The following is a 13,173-nucleotide window of genomic DNA, read 5'->3' on the forward strand; positions in this document are numbered from 1 at the left end:
CCGTGCATTTATGCAGGTGGCAGCCGTCCTCGCTAGCTCCGCAGCACCGCGCCCGTACGCTCACCCGCGAGGGCCACCGCCGCGTCACGGGCCGCGGAGGCCTCGTCCACGGTCAGCGTGCGGTCGCTCGCCCGGAAGCGCAGCGCGTACGCCAGGGACTTCTTGCCCTCGCCCAGCTGATCGGCGTTCTCGTAGACGTCGAACAGGCGGATGGACTCGAGGAGTTCACCCGCGCCCTCGCGCAGCGCGGCCTCGACGTCCGCGTGCGGGACGGGCCGGGCGACCACCAGGGCGACGTCCTGCGTGGCCACCGGGAAGGCGGAGATCCGCGGCGCCTGCGGGGCGCCGTCACCGACCGCTTCCAGGGCGTCCAGGTCGAGCTCCATGGCGGAACTACGCTCGGGCAGGCCGAGGGCCTTCAGCACCCGCGGGTGCAGCTCACCGGCGTGGCCCACGACCTGCTCGGCGCCGTCCACCACGACCGCGAGCTCGGCGCAGCGGCCCGGGTGCCACGGGCCGTACTGACCCTTGCGCACGATCAGGTCGGCACCGGCCTCACGGGCGACGGCACGGGCGGCCTCGACCGCGTCGGCCCAGTCCGTGGGACGGCCCTTGCCCCACCAGCCGGCCTGCTCACGGGCCCCGGCGAGGACGACGGCGACGTGCCGCGGCTGCTCGGGGAGCGCTGCGTCGAGCTGTGCGAGCTCCTCGTCGGTGGGGCGCCGGTCGACGGGCAGATGCACGGCGGCACGCTGCTCGGCACGCGGCCGGAAGACCAGGCCCGTCTCGAACAGCGCCAGGTCGTGCGAGCCCCGGCCGTCGTTGCGCCGCAGGGCGCCGAGCAGGCCAGGGAGCAGCGTCGTACGGAGCGCGGGCTCCTCGTCGCTGAGCGGGTTGACCAGCTTGACCACACGGCGGGCCGGGTCGTCGGCCTCCAGTCCGAGCTGGTCGAAGACCTGCTCGGCGACGAAGGGGTAGTTCGGCGCCTCGACGTAACCGATGCCGGCCAGCGCCCGGCCGACCCGGCGGTGCAGCCGCTGGCGGTACGTGAGACCGCGGCCCGAGGGGGGCTTGGGCAGCGTCGAGGGCAGGTTCTCGTAGCCCTCCAGCCGGATGACCTCTTCGGCCAGGTCGTTGGGCTCGGCGAGGTCGGGCCGCCAGGACGGGACGGTGACGATCAGCTCGTCCTGCCCGTAGACGTCGCAGCCGACCTCCTGCAGGCGGCGCACGACCGTCTCACGGCCGTAGTCGACGCCCGCGACCTTGTCCGGGTGGTTCGCCGGCACGGTGATGGTGTGCGGCGCGGACGGCGCGATGATCTCGGTGACGCCCGCCTCGGCCGTGCCGCCCGCGAGCAGCACCAGCAGGTCCACCGTGCGCTGGGCGGCGGCGGCCGCGGCCTGCGGGTCGACGCCGCGCTCGAAGCGACGGGACGCCTCCGACAGCAGCTTGTGGCGGCGGGCCGTGCGCGCGATCGCCACGGCGTCGAAGTGGGCCGCCTCGATGACCACGTCGGTCGAGGCGTTCGCTCCGTTCTCGGTGGCCTCGTGATCCGCGATCTCGGTGTTGGCGCCGCCCATGACGCCGGCCAGGCCGATCGGGCCGCGCTCGTCGGTGATGACCAGGTCCTCGGCGTGCAGCTTGCGCTCGACGCCGTCGAGGGTGACGAGCTTCTCGCCCTCCTCGGCCCGGCGCACCCCGATGGTGCCCTGGACCAGCGTCCGGTCGTAGGCGTGCAGGGGCTGGCCAAGCTCCATCATCACGTAGTTGGTGACGTCGACGGCGAGCGAGATCGGGCGCATGCCGACCTTCTGCAGCCGGCGCTGCAGCCAGATCGGGGAGCGCGCCTCGGGGCTGAGGCCGGTGACCGTGCGGGCCGTGAAGCGGTCGCAGCCCATCGGGTCGGAGACCTGGACCGGGTGCCCGAAGGCGTTCGGTGCCGGTACGTCGATCAGTGCCGGGTCGCGCAGCGGCAGCCGGTAGGCGATGGCGGTCTCGCGGGCGACACCGCGGATGGACAGGCAGTCGCCGCGGTTGGCGGTGACGGCGATGTCCAGAACCTCGTCGACCAGCTCGAGCAGCTCGATGGCGTCCTTGCCGACCTCGGTCTCCGGCGGCAGCACGATGATGCCGTGGTTGCCGTCGTCGCCCATGCCCAGCTCGTCGCTGGAGCAGATCATGCCGTGGGACGTCCTGCCGTAGGTCTTGCGGGCGGAGATGGAGAAGCCGCCGGGCAGCGTGGCACCGGGGAGGACCACGACGACCTTGTCGCCGACCGCGAAGTTGCGGGCGCCGCAGACGATCTCCTGGGGCTCACCGGTGCCGTTGGCCTGGCCGACGTCGACGGTGCAGAAGCGGATCGGCTTCTTGAAGCCTTCCAGCTCCTCGATGGTCAGCACCTGGCCGACGACCAGCGGGCCCTTGAGGTCGGCGCCGAGCTGCTCGACGGTCTCCACCTCCAGGCCTGCCGAAATGAGCTTGGCCTGGACGTCACGGCCGGTCTCGGTGGCCGGCAGGTCGACGTACTCCCGCAGCCAAGAAAGCGGGACCCGCATCAGATCTCCATCCCGAACGGCCGGGTGAACCGGACGTCACCCTCGACCATGTCTCGCATGTCCTCGACGTTGTGGCGGAACATCAGCATCCGCTCGATGCCGAACCCGAAGGCGAAGCCGCTGTACTTCTCCGGGTCGACGCCGCAGGCGGTGAGCACCCGCGGATTGACCATGCCGCAGCCGCCCAGCTCGATCCAGCCCTCGCTGGAGCAGGTGCGGCAGGGCCGGTCGGGGTTGCCGACGGACTCGCCCTTGCAGACGTAGCAGAGCATGTCCATCTCGGCGCTCGGCTCGGTGAACGGGAAGAAGTTCGGCCGCAGCCGGGTCTTCATGCCCTCGCCGAACAGCGACTGGACCATGTGGTCCAGGGTGCCCTTGAGGTCGGCCATGGTCAGGCCCTCGTCCACGGCGAGCAGCTCGACCTGGTGGAAGACGGGCGTGTGGGTCGCGTCCAGCTCGTCGGTGCGGTAGACGCGGCCGGGGCAGATCACGTAGACCGGCAGTTCGCGTTCCAGCAGGGAGCGGATCTGCACGGGCGAGGTGTGGGTGCGCAGCACGACGCCGGACTCGGTGCCGCCGTCCTCACCTCGTACGAAGAAGGTGTCGGCCTCGCCGCGGGCCGGGTGGTCCGGGCCGATGTTCAGGGCGTCGAAGTTGAACCACTCGGCCTCGACCTGCGGGCCCTCGGCGACCTCGTAGCCCATGGCCACGAAGATGTCCTCGATGCGTTCCGACAGGGTGGTCAGCGGATGGCGGGCACCGGCCGGGACGCGGTCGTAGGGCAGGGTGACGTCGACGTCCTCCTCGACCAGCACCCGGGCGTCGCGCTCGGCCTCCAGCTCGGTCTGGCGGGCGGCCAGCGCCTTGTTGACGGCGCCGCGGGCCATGCCGACCCGCTTGCCGGCGTCGGCCTTGGCGTGCGGGGGCAGTGCGCCGATCTCGCGGTTGGCGAGGGCCAGCGGGGAGGCGGGGCCGGTGTGGGCGACCTTGGCCTCGTGGAGCGCGTCGAGGGAGTCCGCGGCGGCGAAGGCGGCGAGCGCCTCGTCCCGCATGCGCTCGATCTCTTCCGGTTTCAACGCCTCGACCTCTACAGGGTCGTACGACTTATTCGGTGCCGACATCTCTTCCCGTGCTTCCGATTGGCTGGCTGGGGTGCCCCGTCTTCGATCCGGAGGCGATCCGGAGACGAGCCGGAGGACGACTCGTCCCTGGTTCTGGATCGTCCCTGGTTCTGGACGCAAAGGTGCCAATGGCCGAGTCTAACGGGGCTGGGGAACGCGAATGCGCCCGCGGGCGGCTCAGGCCAGGTAGGCCGGCACGCTCACGGGCAACGTAAATCGGAACTCGGCGCCGCCGCCGGGGGCGCGGCCGACCGTGATGGTGCCGCCGTGGGCCTCGACGATGCCCTTGACGATGTAGAGCCCGAGGCCGGTGCCGCCGCGCTTGCTGCCCCGCCAGAAGCGGGTGAAGACGCGGTTCATGGACTCCTCCGGGATGCCTGGCCCCTCGTCGCTCACCGTGACCGACGTGCCGGTTTCCTCGCCCTCGCGCGGGGACGCGGAGGGCGTGACGTCAATGGTGACGGTTCCCTCGCCGTGCCGCACGGCATTTTCGATGAGGTTGCTGAGCACCTGGTCGACCTTGTCGGGGTCGGCCCACAGGGCGGGCAGCGGCTGTTCGATGCGGAGCAGGAAGCGGTCGGCGGGCTGTCCGGCGGCGACGTAGGCCTGGATGTGCCGTCCGACGGCGGCGCTTATGTCCACGGGCTGGCGGCGCACCTCAAGGCGGCCGGAGTCGATCCGGGAGATGTCCAGCAGTTCGGCGATGAGCCGGGTGACACGGTCGGCGTCCGCGTCGACGGTCTCGAGCATCAGCCGTTTCTGGTCGTCGGTGAACCGCTCCCACTTGGCGAGCAGGGTGGCGGTGAAGCCCTTGACGGAGGTGAGCGGGGAGCGCAGCTCGTGGGCGACGGTGGCGATCAGCTCGGCGTGACTGCGTTCGGTGCGGCGGCGGGCCTCGGTGTCGCGAAGGGTGACGACGACACGGCGGACGGGCCCGGTGGGTTCCTCACGGACGTAGCGGGCCGACACGAGGACCTCCCGGCCGCCGGGCAGCAGGAGGTTGCGCTCGGGCTGCCGCACGCGGATGGCGAGTCCGCCGTACGGGTCGGTGAGCTGCCACCAGCGCCGCCCCTCGAGGTCCTCCAGCGGCAGGGCCCGCTCCAGGTGCCGGCCGAGGGCGTCGCCGGCGCGGACCGCGGTGATGCGTTCGGCGGCGGCGTTGAAGCAGACCACCCGGCCGTCCTCGTCGGCGACCACGAGACCGTCGGGCAGCTCGTCCGGATCGATGCCGGACTCGGTGGGGTCGCCGGGCCGGGACGCGGGTGTGCGTCGCACGCCCCGCCCTCCCGGCGCCGTTCCGGTGCCGACGACACTCATCCCCGTACCCCACCTCTCGAACGGCGCAGGGCCCCGAGCTGGTCACCTTACTAGCTGTCGGTGACGGAACGGCACCCTCCGGAGGCGCGCTGTGCACGGGCTGACGCATAGAGACATACGGCGGCGGCCGTGGCGAGGTTCAGACTCTCGGCCTTTCCGTGGATCGGGACGCGCACCACGGCGTCCGCGAGCGCGCGGGTCTCCTCCGGGAGCCCCCAGGCCTCGTTCCCGAACACCCAGGCGGTGGGGCCGCCCATGGTGCCCCGGTCGAGCTCGTCGTCGAGGTCGCGGTCACCGGCGCCGTCCGCGGCGAGGATGCGTACGCCGGCGTCCTTGAGCCCTCGCACCGCCTGCTCGACGGGCACGCCGACGGCGACGGGCAGGTGGAACAGGGACCCGACGGAGGCGCGGACGGCCTTGGGGTTGTACAGGTCGACGGAGGCGTCGGTGAGGATCACGGCCTCGGCTCCGGCCGCGTCGGCGCACCGGAGTACGGTCCCGGCGTTCCCCGGGTCCCGCACATGGGCGAGCACGGCGACGAGCTTGGGTTCGGCGGCGAGGACGTCCCCGAAGGGCGTGTCCAGGAACCGGCAGACACCGACCAGCCCCTGGGGGGTGACGGTGGTGGAGATGTCGGCGATGACCTCTTCGGAGGCGAGGTGCACACGGGCCCCGATGTCCCGGGCCGCTCCGACGATGTCGGCGTACCGCTCCGCGGCCTCGACCGTGGTGAACAGCTCGACCAGGGTGGGGATGCCGTCCACGTGGTGCCCGGCGGCCTCCCTGACGGCCTGCGGCCCCTCGGCGAGAAACAGCCGGTCCTTCCCCCGGAAGTTCCGCTTCCCCAGCCGCCGCGCGGCGGCCACACGTGCGGAACGGGGCGAGATCAGCTCGGGGGTGGCGGGGGGCATGGGTTCACCTTCGGATGTTCACGGGTACTGATCTACGGCGCGGTGAAACCGACGGCACTGCGGCCGGCCCAGGGGCGCGGGGAACTGCGCGACCAGCCACGATGCTCCCGCAGCCGAACGACGACCAGGCAACCCCAACGACAGGACCCGCAAGCCATGAAGCCTGCGGGTCCTTCAGTGAGCGTCGGCTGAAAGCCAGCGCAGCCTCACGCGGCCTTCGGCGCGTTGACGTCCGAGGGCAGCGCCTTCTGCGCGACCTCGACGAGCGCGGCGAACGCGTTCGCGTCGTTGACGGCCAGCTCGGCCAGGATCTTGCGGTCGACCTCCACGTTCGCGGCCTTCAGACCCTGGATGAAGCGGTTGTAGGTGATGCCGTTGGCGCGGGCAGCGGCGTTGATGCGCTGGATCCACAGCTGGCGGAAGTCGCCCTTGCGCTTCTTGCGGTCGTTGTAGTTGTAGACCAGCGAGTGGGTGACCTGCTCCTTGGCCTTGCGGTACAGACGCGAACGCTGACCGCGGTAGCCGGAGGCCTGCTCGAGGATCGCCCGGCGCTTCTTGTGGGCGTTGACTGCCCGCTTGACGCGTGCCACTTGTTAACTCCTTGTAGCGGGGTCGTGGGGGTACTCACACGACCCGGAAACGATTCGGTCCCGGTCCGGACGTACGGCGCCGAGGCGGCGCCGCCGCGTCACTTGCCGAGAAGCTTCTTGATCTTCGCGGCGTCGCCCGGGGCCATCTCGGCGTTGCCGGTGAGGCGACGCGTCACACGGGACGACTTGTGCTCGAGCAGGTGGCGCTTGCCGGCGCGCTCACGGAGCACCTTGCCGGAGCCGGTGACCTTGAAGCGCTTGCTGGCACCGCTGTGCGACTTGTTCTTCGGCATAGCGCCGTTCTCTCCTCGTCGGTGGCGCTCCGGTGCCCGGTCGGGAAAACCGGGCACGGTGGAGCGTCGGACTTGTATCGGTTACATCCTGGGGACTCGCGTCCCCCGGGATCACGCCTCGGCGGAAGCCTCGGCAGGGGCCTCGGTCTCCACGGCGTTCTCGGTTTCCGCGGCGTTCTGCGACTTGCCGGGGTTCGCCTTCGCTTCGGCCTTGCGGGCCTCCTGCGCCTGACGGGCCTCGGCCATCGCCTCGGTCTTCTTCTTGTGCGGACCGAGGACCATGATCATGTTGCGGCCGTCCTGCTTCGGGTTCGACTCGACGAACCCGAGGTCCTGGACGTCCTCCGCGAGACGCTGCAGCAGTCGGTAGCCCAGCTCGGGGCGGGACTGCTCACGGCCACGGAACATGATCGTGATCTTGACCTTGTCGCCCTGCTTGAGGAACCGGACGACGTGACCCTTCTTGGTGTCATAGTCGTGCGGGTCGATCTTCGGCCGGAGCTTCATCTCCTTGATGACCGTGTGCGCCTGGTTCTTGCGCGCCTCACGGGCCTTCATGGCCGACTCGTACTTGAACTTCCCGTAGTCCATGAGCTTGCACACGGGCGGACGGGCGTTCGCCGCGACCTCGACCAGGTCCAGGTCGTACTCCTGCGCAAGCTCCAGTGCCTTGGCCAGCGGGACGATGCCCACCTGCTCGCCACTGGGACCGACAAGTCGCACCTCGGGAACGCGAATCCGGTCGTTGATGCGGGGCTCGGCGCTGATGGATCCTCCTCGGTAGCACCACGCGACGGTCTGGCGGACAGCCGCGTAACGTCTGTATTCGTAAGACCTAACCGCGCCGAAGCACAAAAAATGCCCCGGACGATCACAGGCGGGGCTCCAATGGCTACCGGAGCACCGCCGCGGTGAACGCGGGGCGCGCTTTCGGGCGACTCCATCGTCCGTACGGAACGATGGCGGCCGCCTGACCGGGTGACCCGCCGTCCCGGGGGACGGTCGGGTGGGAGATCGGAGCCTCCACTTGTGGGCCGGACATGGCGATGGTGACATGACGATGTCGAACATGGCGGCGTCCAGCCGGTCGTTACACAAGGTTAGCAGCAAGGGTCGGGAAAGGGCCAATCGGAAGGCGCGGCCGGGTACCGCCTATCGTGTGGGACATGAGTGAGACCTCCCCCTCCGGCACCGCCGACCAGCCCGACTTCGACGAGATGACCCGCGACATCGCCGAGGTCCCCGCGGTCGAGGTGATCGTGACGGTCGCCGTCAACCTGATGAGCGCCGCGGCCGTGAAGCTCGGGCTGACCGAGGAGGGCGACAAGCACAAGGACCTGGACGAGGCCCGCAAGCTGGTGACCGCCCTCGCCGGTCTGCTGGACGCGAGCGCGACCGAGATCAGCTCCTTCCACGCGGCGCCGCTGCGCGACGGCCTGAAGTCGCTGCAGCTGGCGTTCCGCGAGGCGTCGCTCGTCCCGGACGAGCCGGGCCAGGGCCCCGGCGAGAAGTACACGGGGCCGGTCTACGGCTAGCGATAGGTAGTAGTTTTACTAGGTAGTACTACTCACCGCGTACGAACGAACAAGGGCTCGCCCGGAGGCGTCGTCCCGGCCGGCAGCAGTGCCAGGTCGAGGCCGCGCACCAGGCGGGCCCTCAGTGTGTCGTCGGCGGCCAGGCGCCCGGCGACCGCGCGGGCCGCCTCGTCGGGGGCGACGGACGGGTCCAGGACCAGGGCGAGGATGCCGTCCGCCCGGCCGGGACCGAGATGGGCGCGGAGCACGGCGGGCTCGGCGGCCACGGCGGCGCGGACGGCCTCGACGACGGCCGGGTCCGCCAGCGGGTCGGCCGTCGTACGGCCCTCGGCGAGTGCGAGCAGCGCGGGCCCCGTCAGCTCGAACGGCACGGGACCGGACATGTCCAGCACGATCGTGTCCACCTTCTCGTGCGCGGCGGCCTGCAGGGCCTGGTGCAGGGGCACGGCGACGGGCCGGGCCGCGGGGTCCCAGCGGGCCAGCGACTCGGTGGACGTGAAGGCGGGCAGGGCGGTGCGGGCACCGGCCTTCAGCGTCGGCACCGCCATGTCGCTGGTCTTCTCGCGGCGCAGCCCCGTCTCGTCCTCCTCGACCTCGCCCAGTACGGCCACCACCGGGACCAGCAGCCGGGCCCCCTTGAGGGCCTCCAGGACGGGTGCGAGGGCGGTGCGGTCCTCGGCCCACGCGGCCAGTGCGGCGCTCAGCCGGGGGTCGGCGGAGCCGTCGTCGTCGGAGAAGCCGGGGTCGGGAATGTTCTTGTTCGCCACGGTCACCGACCCTATAGCGGGGATGTCGCCGGGCTGGTGCGGCCCCCGGGGACCCCGCGGACACCGCTTTCACAGGAATCCCAGTCCTCCCTGAGGCGGTTCTCAGTCCTGTCCAACGGGGTGCACAGTCAGCGCCCTCAGCATCGCGGGCATGGAGTCCTCCAGAGCCCGTCGGCGCCGCCGCGTGCGCCCGTCCCGGCGCCGTCCGCTGCTGCGCACCGCGCTCGCCGCCGTCGCCGTGCTCGGCGGCACGGCCGCGGGAACCGTGTACGTGAAGGCGCGGGCGCACCCCGGCCCCGTATCCTCTGCGGCGTCGCCGTCGGCCTCCTCCTCGGCCCCGGCGGGCGGGGAGGCATCGGTGGAACCTGTGGCACAGCCGTCGGCGGACCGGAACGCGACGCTGGCGAAGGCCATGTCGGCGGTCACCGTGCCGTCGGCCGCGAAGGTCTCGGCGGCCGTGCTGGCCCTCGGTTCCGGTGAGAGCGCCACCTACGGCGACGCCGCCTTCGACACGGCGAGCATCGTCAAGGTCGACATCCTGGCGACGCTGCTGCTGCAGGCGCAGGACGCGGGCCGCCGCCTCACGGCGGCCGAGAAGGCGTACGCCACGAAGATGATCGAGAACAGCGACAACGCCTCCGCGACCGCGCTGTGGCACGTCATCGGGAGGGCGGACGGGCTCGACGCCGCGAACAGGCGGTTCGGCCTCACCGGTACCGCGGGCGGTGCCGGTGAGCTGTGGGGGCTGACCCAGACCACGGCCGCCGACCAGCTCGTCCTGCTCCGGCAGGTGTTCGGGGACGACTCGGAGCTGAGCGAGGCCTCGCGGGAGTACGTGCAGGGTCTGATGAGGAACGTCGAGCCGGATCAGCGGTGGGGTGTCTCGGCGGCGGCCGACGGTTCCGCGTGGGCGCTGAAGAACGGCTGGCTGCCCCGCAGCACGACCGGGCTGTGGGACGTCAACAGCATCGGGCGGGTGACGGTCGACGGCGACGACTATCTGGTGGCCGTGCTGTCGAACGGCAGCGTGCGTCAGGAGACGGGGATCGCACTGGTCGAGGCGGCGGCGAAGGCGGCGGTGTCGGCGTTCGCCGGGGACGGTGCCGCGTCGTCGGCCGCGGCCGACGCGTTCCGGTAGGAGCGGCGGGCGGCCTCAGCGCGTAGGAGTGGCAGGCAGTCTCAGTGCCCGTCGTGCTCCCGTTCGCGGCGCCCCCGCCACAGGACGACCGCCGCCACCAGGAGCAGCCCGCCGGTGCTGCCGGCCAGGGTTCCCGCCCAGCCCGACGAGCCGTCGCCGGCCTCGGCGGTGTCCGGGCCGGAGCCGAAGTACTTCTCGCCGTAGGCGGCCGGGCGCAGGCCGTTCGGCTCGAGACGGCCGGCGGCCCTGATCGCGGCGGCGGGGTCGACCATGCCGAAGCCGCGGGAGTCGTCGCGTCCGCCGCTGGGCGCGTCCCGGGCGGTGTCCTCCAGCAGCTTCTTGATCTGGGCCGGGGTCAGACCGGGGTGGGCGGCCTTGACCAGCGCGACGGCGCCGGAGACGAAGGCGGAGGCCGCGCTCGTCCCCCATCCCTCGTAGTACTTGTGGTCCGGGTCGGCGATGACGACGTCGTCGCCGGGCGCGCTCACCGTGGCGTACCAGCGGCGGGTGGAGAAGTCGGCGCGGGTGCCGTAGCGGTCGACGGCGGTCGCGGCGATGACGCCGGGGTAGGCCGCCGGGTAGGAGATGTGGTCGCCCTTCTTTCCCCCGTTGCCGGCCGAGGCGACGACGACGACGCCCTTCTTGAGGGCGTACTGGACGGCCTCGTCCTCGCTGGGTTCGGGGTGCGCGGAGGCGGAGTCGTCGCCGAGGGAGAGGTTGATGACGTCGGCGCCCTGGTCGGCGGCCCAGCGGATGCCCTCGGCGAGGGCGTTGCCGCGGGTGGAGCGGGCCCTGGCGCGGGCGGGATCGTCGTCCTCCAGGATCACCCGGACGGGGAGGATCTTCGCCTCCGGGGCGATGCCCATCACCCCGTCGCCGTCGCCCGGTCCGTGTCCGTGGGCGGCGATGATGCCTGCCATCGCGGTGCCGTGCCGGGCCCAGGGGCGGTCACCGCGCTGGGCGCCGAACCCGATCATGTCCTTGCCGGGCAGGACGTTGCCGGCCAGGTCGGGGTGGTCCTCCTCGACGCCGGTGTCCAGGACCGCGACGGTGATGCCCTTGCCCTTGGTGGTGCGCCAGGCCTCCTCGGTGTGCATCGCGGACAGGCCCCACTGCTGGGCGCGGATGCCGTCGGCGTACGCCACGGTGGACGGCAGCAGGGCGAGTGAGCCGGCCAGCAGAAGGCTCAGGGCCGCCCCGGTCGTACGGTTCATGAGGGGCGCTCCGTGGGCGTGCTGACGGTCTTGCGCAGTCGCCGTTCGACGCGGTCGGCCAGGCCCTGCGCCTCGTTTCCGAGACCCGCCTGGGCGGGGGCCGAGGTGGCGCCGGAGCGGGTGGCCTCGGCCGCGGGCTGCGGGTCGTCGACGGTGCGGCCGTCGGCCCAGCCGGAGACGGCGTAGGCGACGACCGGGGCGTCGGTGAGTACGGAGATGGTCCAGGAGCCGCGCTGTCTGTCGCCGAAGCCCGCGGCCACGGTGTCCTTCGCCGCGTACGGGCGGGGCATGAGGTCGGTGCGGCCGGCCAGGCCCTCGCTCTGGAAGCGGTGGGCCAGGGAGCTCATCGCGGCGGCGTCGGCCTTGGTGAAGAGCAGGCCGACGGTGGTGACGTAGCTCTGGGTGGCGTCGGTGTAGGTGGCGCGCAGCAGCCGGCGGCAGCCGACGGGGGCGAGCGCCTTCGCGAGCAGCGGGTCGAAGGCGTTCGCGCAGCCGCTGTCCGGGGCGACGGCGATGCGGGTCCAGGTCCGGTCGGCGCCGCCGGGACCCGCGCCGGTGCCCTCCACGGTGGGCGGGAAGAGCTGGTCGACGGGCATGCTGTGCCAGAGGTCGGCGGCCGAGGTGTAGCCGTTCACGGCCCGGGTGCCGTCGTCGCCCCCGGTGAGCCAGCTCCCGGTCACCGCACCGCCGATGAGTCCGACGCCCAGTACGACGCAGGCGGCGGCAGCGGCGGTACGGGACCGGACCCGCGCACCGAGCGGCCGGGGCCGACCGCGCTCGTCGTACCCCTCGGCCTGTCCGAACGTCACGATGGGCGGGACGGCCGCGCTCCACGAGAGGGCGGGGTCCGGGTTCACGGTGGGCGCGCTCGCCGCTCGGGGCGAGGGGGGCGCGGTCGTGCGCGTCGCGCCCCCGGCACCGGCGGCCGCCGGGACGGGGGCTTCCCGCGTGACCGGGCGGGCCGCGCCGCCGCTCCCCGGCGGCCGGCCCGTCGGCTGCGCGGGGGGCTCGGCCGGGGTCCCGGGACGCCGGCCGGGCGCGGCGGGGCGGTGACGGGGCAGGGGCGGTATGCGCTCCGCGTCGGGGCTGTCCGTGCGCTCGGTGTCCGGTTCGCGGCCGACGGTGGGCGGGGTGTCGGGGAAGCGGGCCGAGGCGGGCGGCGGCGGGGCCGTGGGGGCGGGGTTGCGGGCGGCGAAGGCGGGACGCAGGTACGGGAAGTCGGGGCGGGCCTCCTGGCCGCCGCGGCGGGGCGGGCTCGCGTCGTCAGCGTTCCGGGCCGGCGCACCGGAGCCCGGCCGCACCGGCGCTGCAGGGCGACGTGGTCCATGGGGGGCACCGCCAGGCACCGTACGCCCGCCCGGGGTTCCCTCCCCGGCCGTCGTACGGGGAGCCCGGGGGGCACCACCGGCCGCCGCACGGGAACCCGGCGACGTACCGCTCCCGGACGGCCGTGCACCCGAGGGCGCGTCTCCGTCCGTCCCACGGGGTCCGGACGGAGCGTCACCGGCCGTACGGCGCGCGCCCGGGGAGTTCTCACCGGTGGCTGAACGTCCCTGCGGCGGAGTGTCACCGCCGACCGGCCGGGAGCCCGACGGTGTGCCACCGCGCGGCCGGGGCGGCAGGCCGTCGGTCTTCGGGCGCGTACCCGAGGAACCCTCACCCGTCGCCGACCGCGCCTGCGAAGAGACGCCACCGCCCACCGGCCAGGAGCCCGACGGTGTGCCACCGCGCG

12 protein-coding genes and 1 pseudogene are annotated in these 13,173 nt (G+C 72.6%); 3 read left to right on the forward strand and 10 right to left on the reverse strand.

The window, feature by feature from the left end:
• Positions 1-32: 32 nt before the first annotated feature.
• The 7 genes from pheT to infC all read right to left on the reverse strand — a co-directional run bounded on the left by pheT (position 33) and on the right by infC (position 7,555).
• Positions 33-2,555 (reverse strand): phenylalanine--tRNA ligase subunit beta, encoded by a 2,523-nt coding sequence (gene pheT, locus ACWC21_RS07770; RefSeq protein ID WP_450879178.1) that lies wholly within the window; start codon positions 2,553-2,555, stop codon positions 33-35.
• Positions 2,555-3,676: a phenylalanine--tRNA ligase subunit alpha gene (gene pheS, locus ACWC21_RS07775; protein ID WP_389147931.1), complete on the reverse strand. Its 1,122-nt coding sequence runs from the start codon at positions 3,674-3,676 to the stop codon at positions 2,555-2,557. Before pheS ends, pheT begins: the two co-directional genes overlap by 1 nt.
• Positions 3,677-3,853: 177 nt before the next feature.
• On the reverse strand, positions 3,854-4,993 hold the full coding sequence (locus ACWC21_RS07780; protein ID WP_450879181.1) for an ATP-binding protein: 1,140 nt from the start codon (positions 4,991-4,993) through the stop codon (positions 3,854-3,856).
• A 50-nt stretch (positions 4,994-5,043) separates the two neighbouring features.
• On the reverse strand, positions 5,044-5,904 hold the full coding sequence (locus ACWC21_RS07785) for a TrmH family RNA methyltransferase (RefSeq protein WP_450879183.1): 861 nt from the start codon (positions 5,902-5,904) through the stop codon (positions 5,044-5,046).
• A gap of 206 nt (positions 5,905-6,110) precedes the next feature.
• Positions 6,111-6,494, reverse strand: coding sequence for a 50S ribosomal protein L20 (rplT, locus tag ACWC21_RS07790; RefSeq protein ID WP_006141703.1), 384 nt, complete (start codon positions 6,492-6,494; stop codon positions 6,111-6,113).
• A gap of 98 nt (positions 6,495-6,592) precedes the next feature.
• Positions 6,593-6,787: a 50S ribosomal protein L35 gene (rpmI, locus tag ACWC21_RS07795; protein ID WP_004933563.1), complete on the reverse strand. Its 195-nt coding sequence runs from the start codon at positions 6,785-6,787 to the stop codon at positions 6,593-6,595.
• A 111-nt stretch (positions 6,788-6,898) separates the two neighbouring features.
• On the reverse strand, positions 6,899-7,555 hold the full coding sequence (gene infC / locus ACWC21_RS07800) for a translation initiation factor IF-3 (RefSeq protein ID WP_093748663.1): 657 nt from the start codon (positions 7,553-7,555) through the stop codon (positions 6,899-6,901).
• A gap of 398 nt (positions 7,556-7,953) precedes the next feature.
• Between infC and ACWC21_RS07805 the strand changes: the two genes are divergently transcribed.
• Entirely contained in the window at positions 7,954-8,322 is a 369-nt protein-coding gene (locus ACWC21_RS07805; RefSeq protein WP_450879185.1) for a DUF1844 domain-containing protein, read from the forward strand.
• Between the two features lie 32 nt (positions 8,323-8,354).
• Here the strand turns inward: ACWC21_RS07805 and ACWC21_RS07810 are convergent, their stop codons facing one another.
• On the reverse strand, positions 8,355-9,089 hold the full coding sequence (locus tag ACWC21_RS07810; protein WP_450879187.1) for an SseB family protein: 735 nt from the start codon (positions 9,087-9,089) through the stop codon (positions 8,355-8,357).
• Between the two features lie 151 nt (positions 9,090-9,240).
• Between ACWC21_RS07810 and ACWC21_RS07815 the strand changes: the two genes are divergently transcribed.
• Positions 9,241-10,227 carry a serine hydrolase gene (locus ACWC21_RS07815; protein ID WP_450879189.1) on the forward strand — a complete coding sequence of 329 codons (987 nt, stop codon included), beginning with the start codon at positions 9,241-9,243 and terminating at the stop codon, positions 10,225-10,227.
• 41 nt (positions 10,228-10,268) lie between these two features.
• Here the strand turns inward: ACWC21_RS07815 and mycP are convergent, their stop codons facing one another.
• Positions 10,269-11,441 carry a type VII secretion-associated serine protease mycosin gene (gene mycP / locus ACWC21_RS07820; protein WP_450879191.1) on the reverse strand — a complete coding sequence of 391 codons (1,173 nt, stop codon included), beginning with the start codon at positions 11,439-11,441 and terminating at the stop codon, positions 10,269-10,271.
• Positions 11,438-12,742, reverse strand: a complete 1,305-nt coding sequence (locus ACWC21_RS07825) for a hypothetical protein (protein ID WP_450879193.1) — start codon at positions 12,740-12,742, stop codon at positions 11,438-11,440. Before ACWC21_RS07825 ends, mycP begins: the two co-directional genes overlap by 4 nt.
• A 238-nt stretch (positions 12,743-12,980) precedes the next feature.
• Between ACWC21_RS07825 and ACWC21_RS07830 the strand changes: the two are divergent.
• Positions 12,981-13,173, forward strand: a pseudogene (locus ACWC21_RS07830) (hypothetical protein); the annotation flags it as partial.

Source organism: Streptomyces sp. NPDC001348 (genome assembly GCF_053597535.1).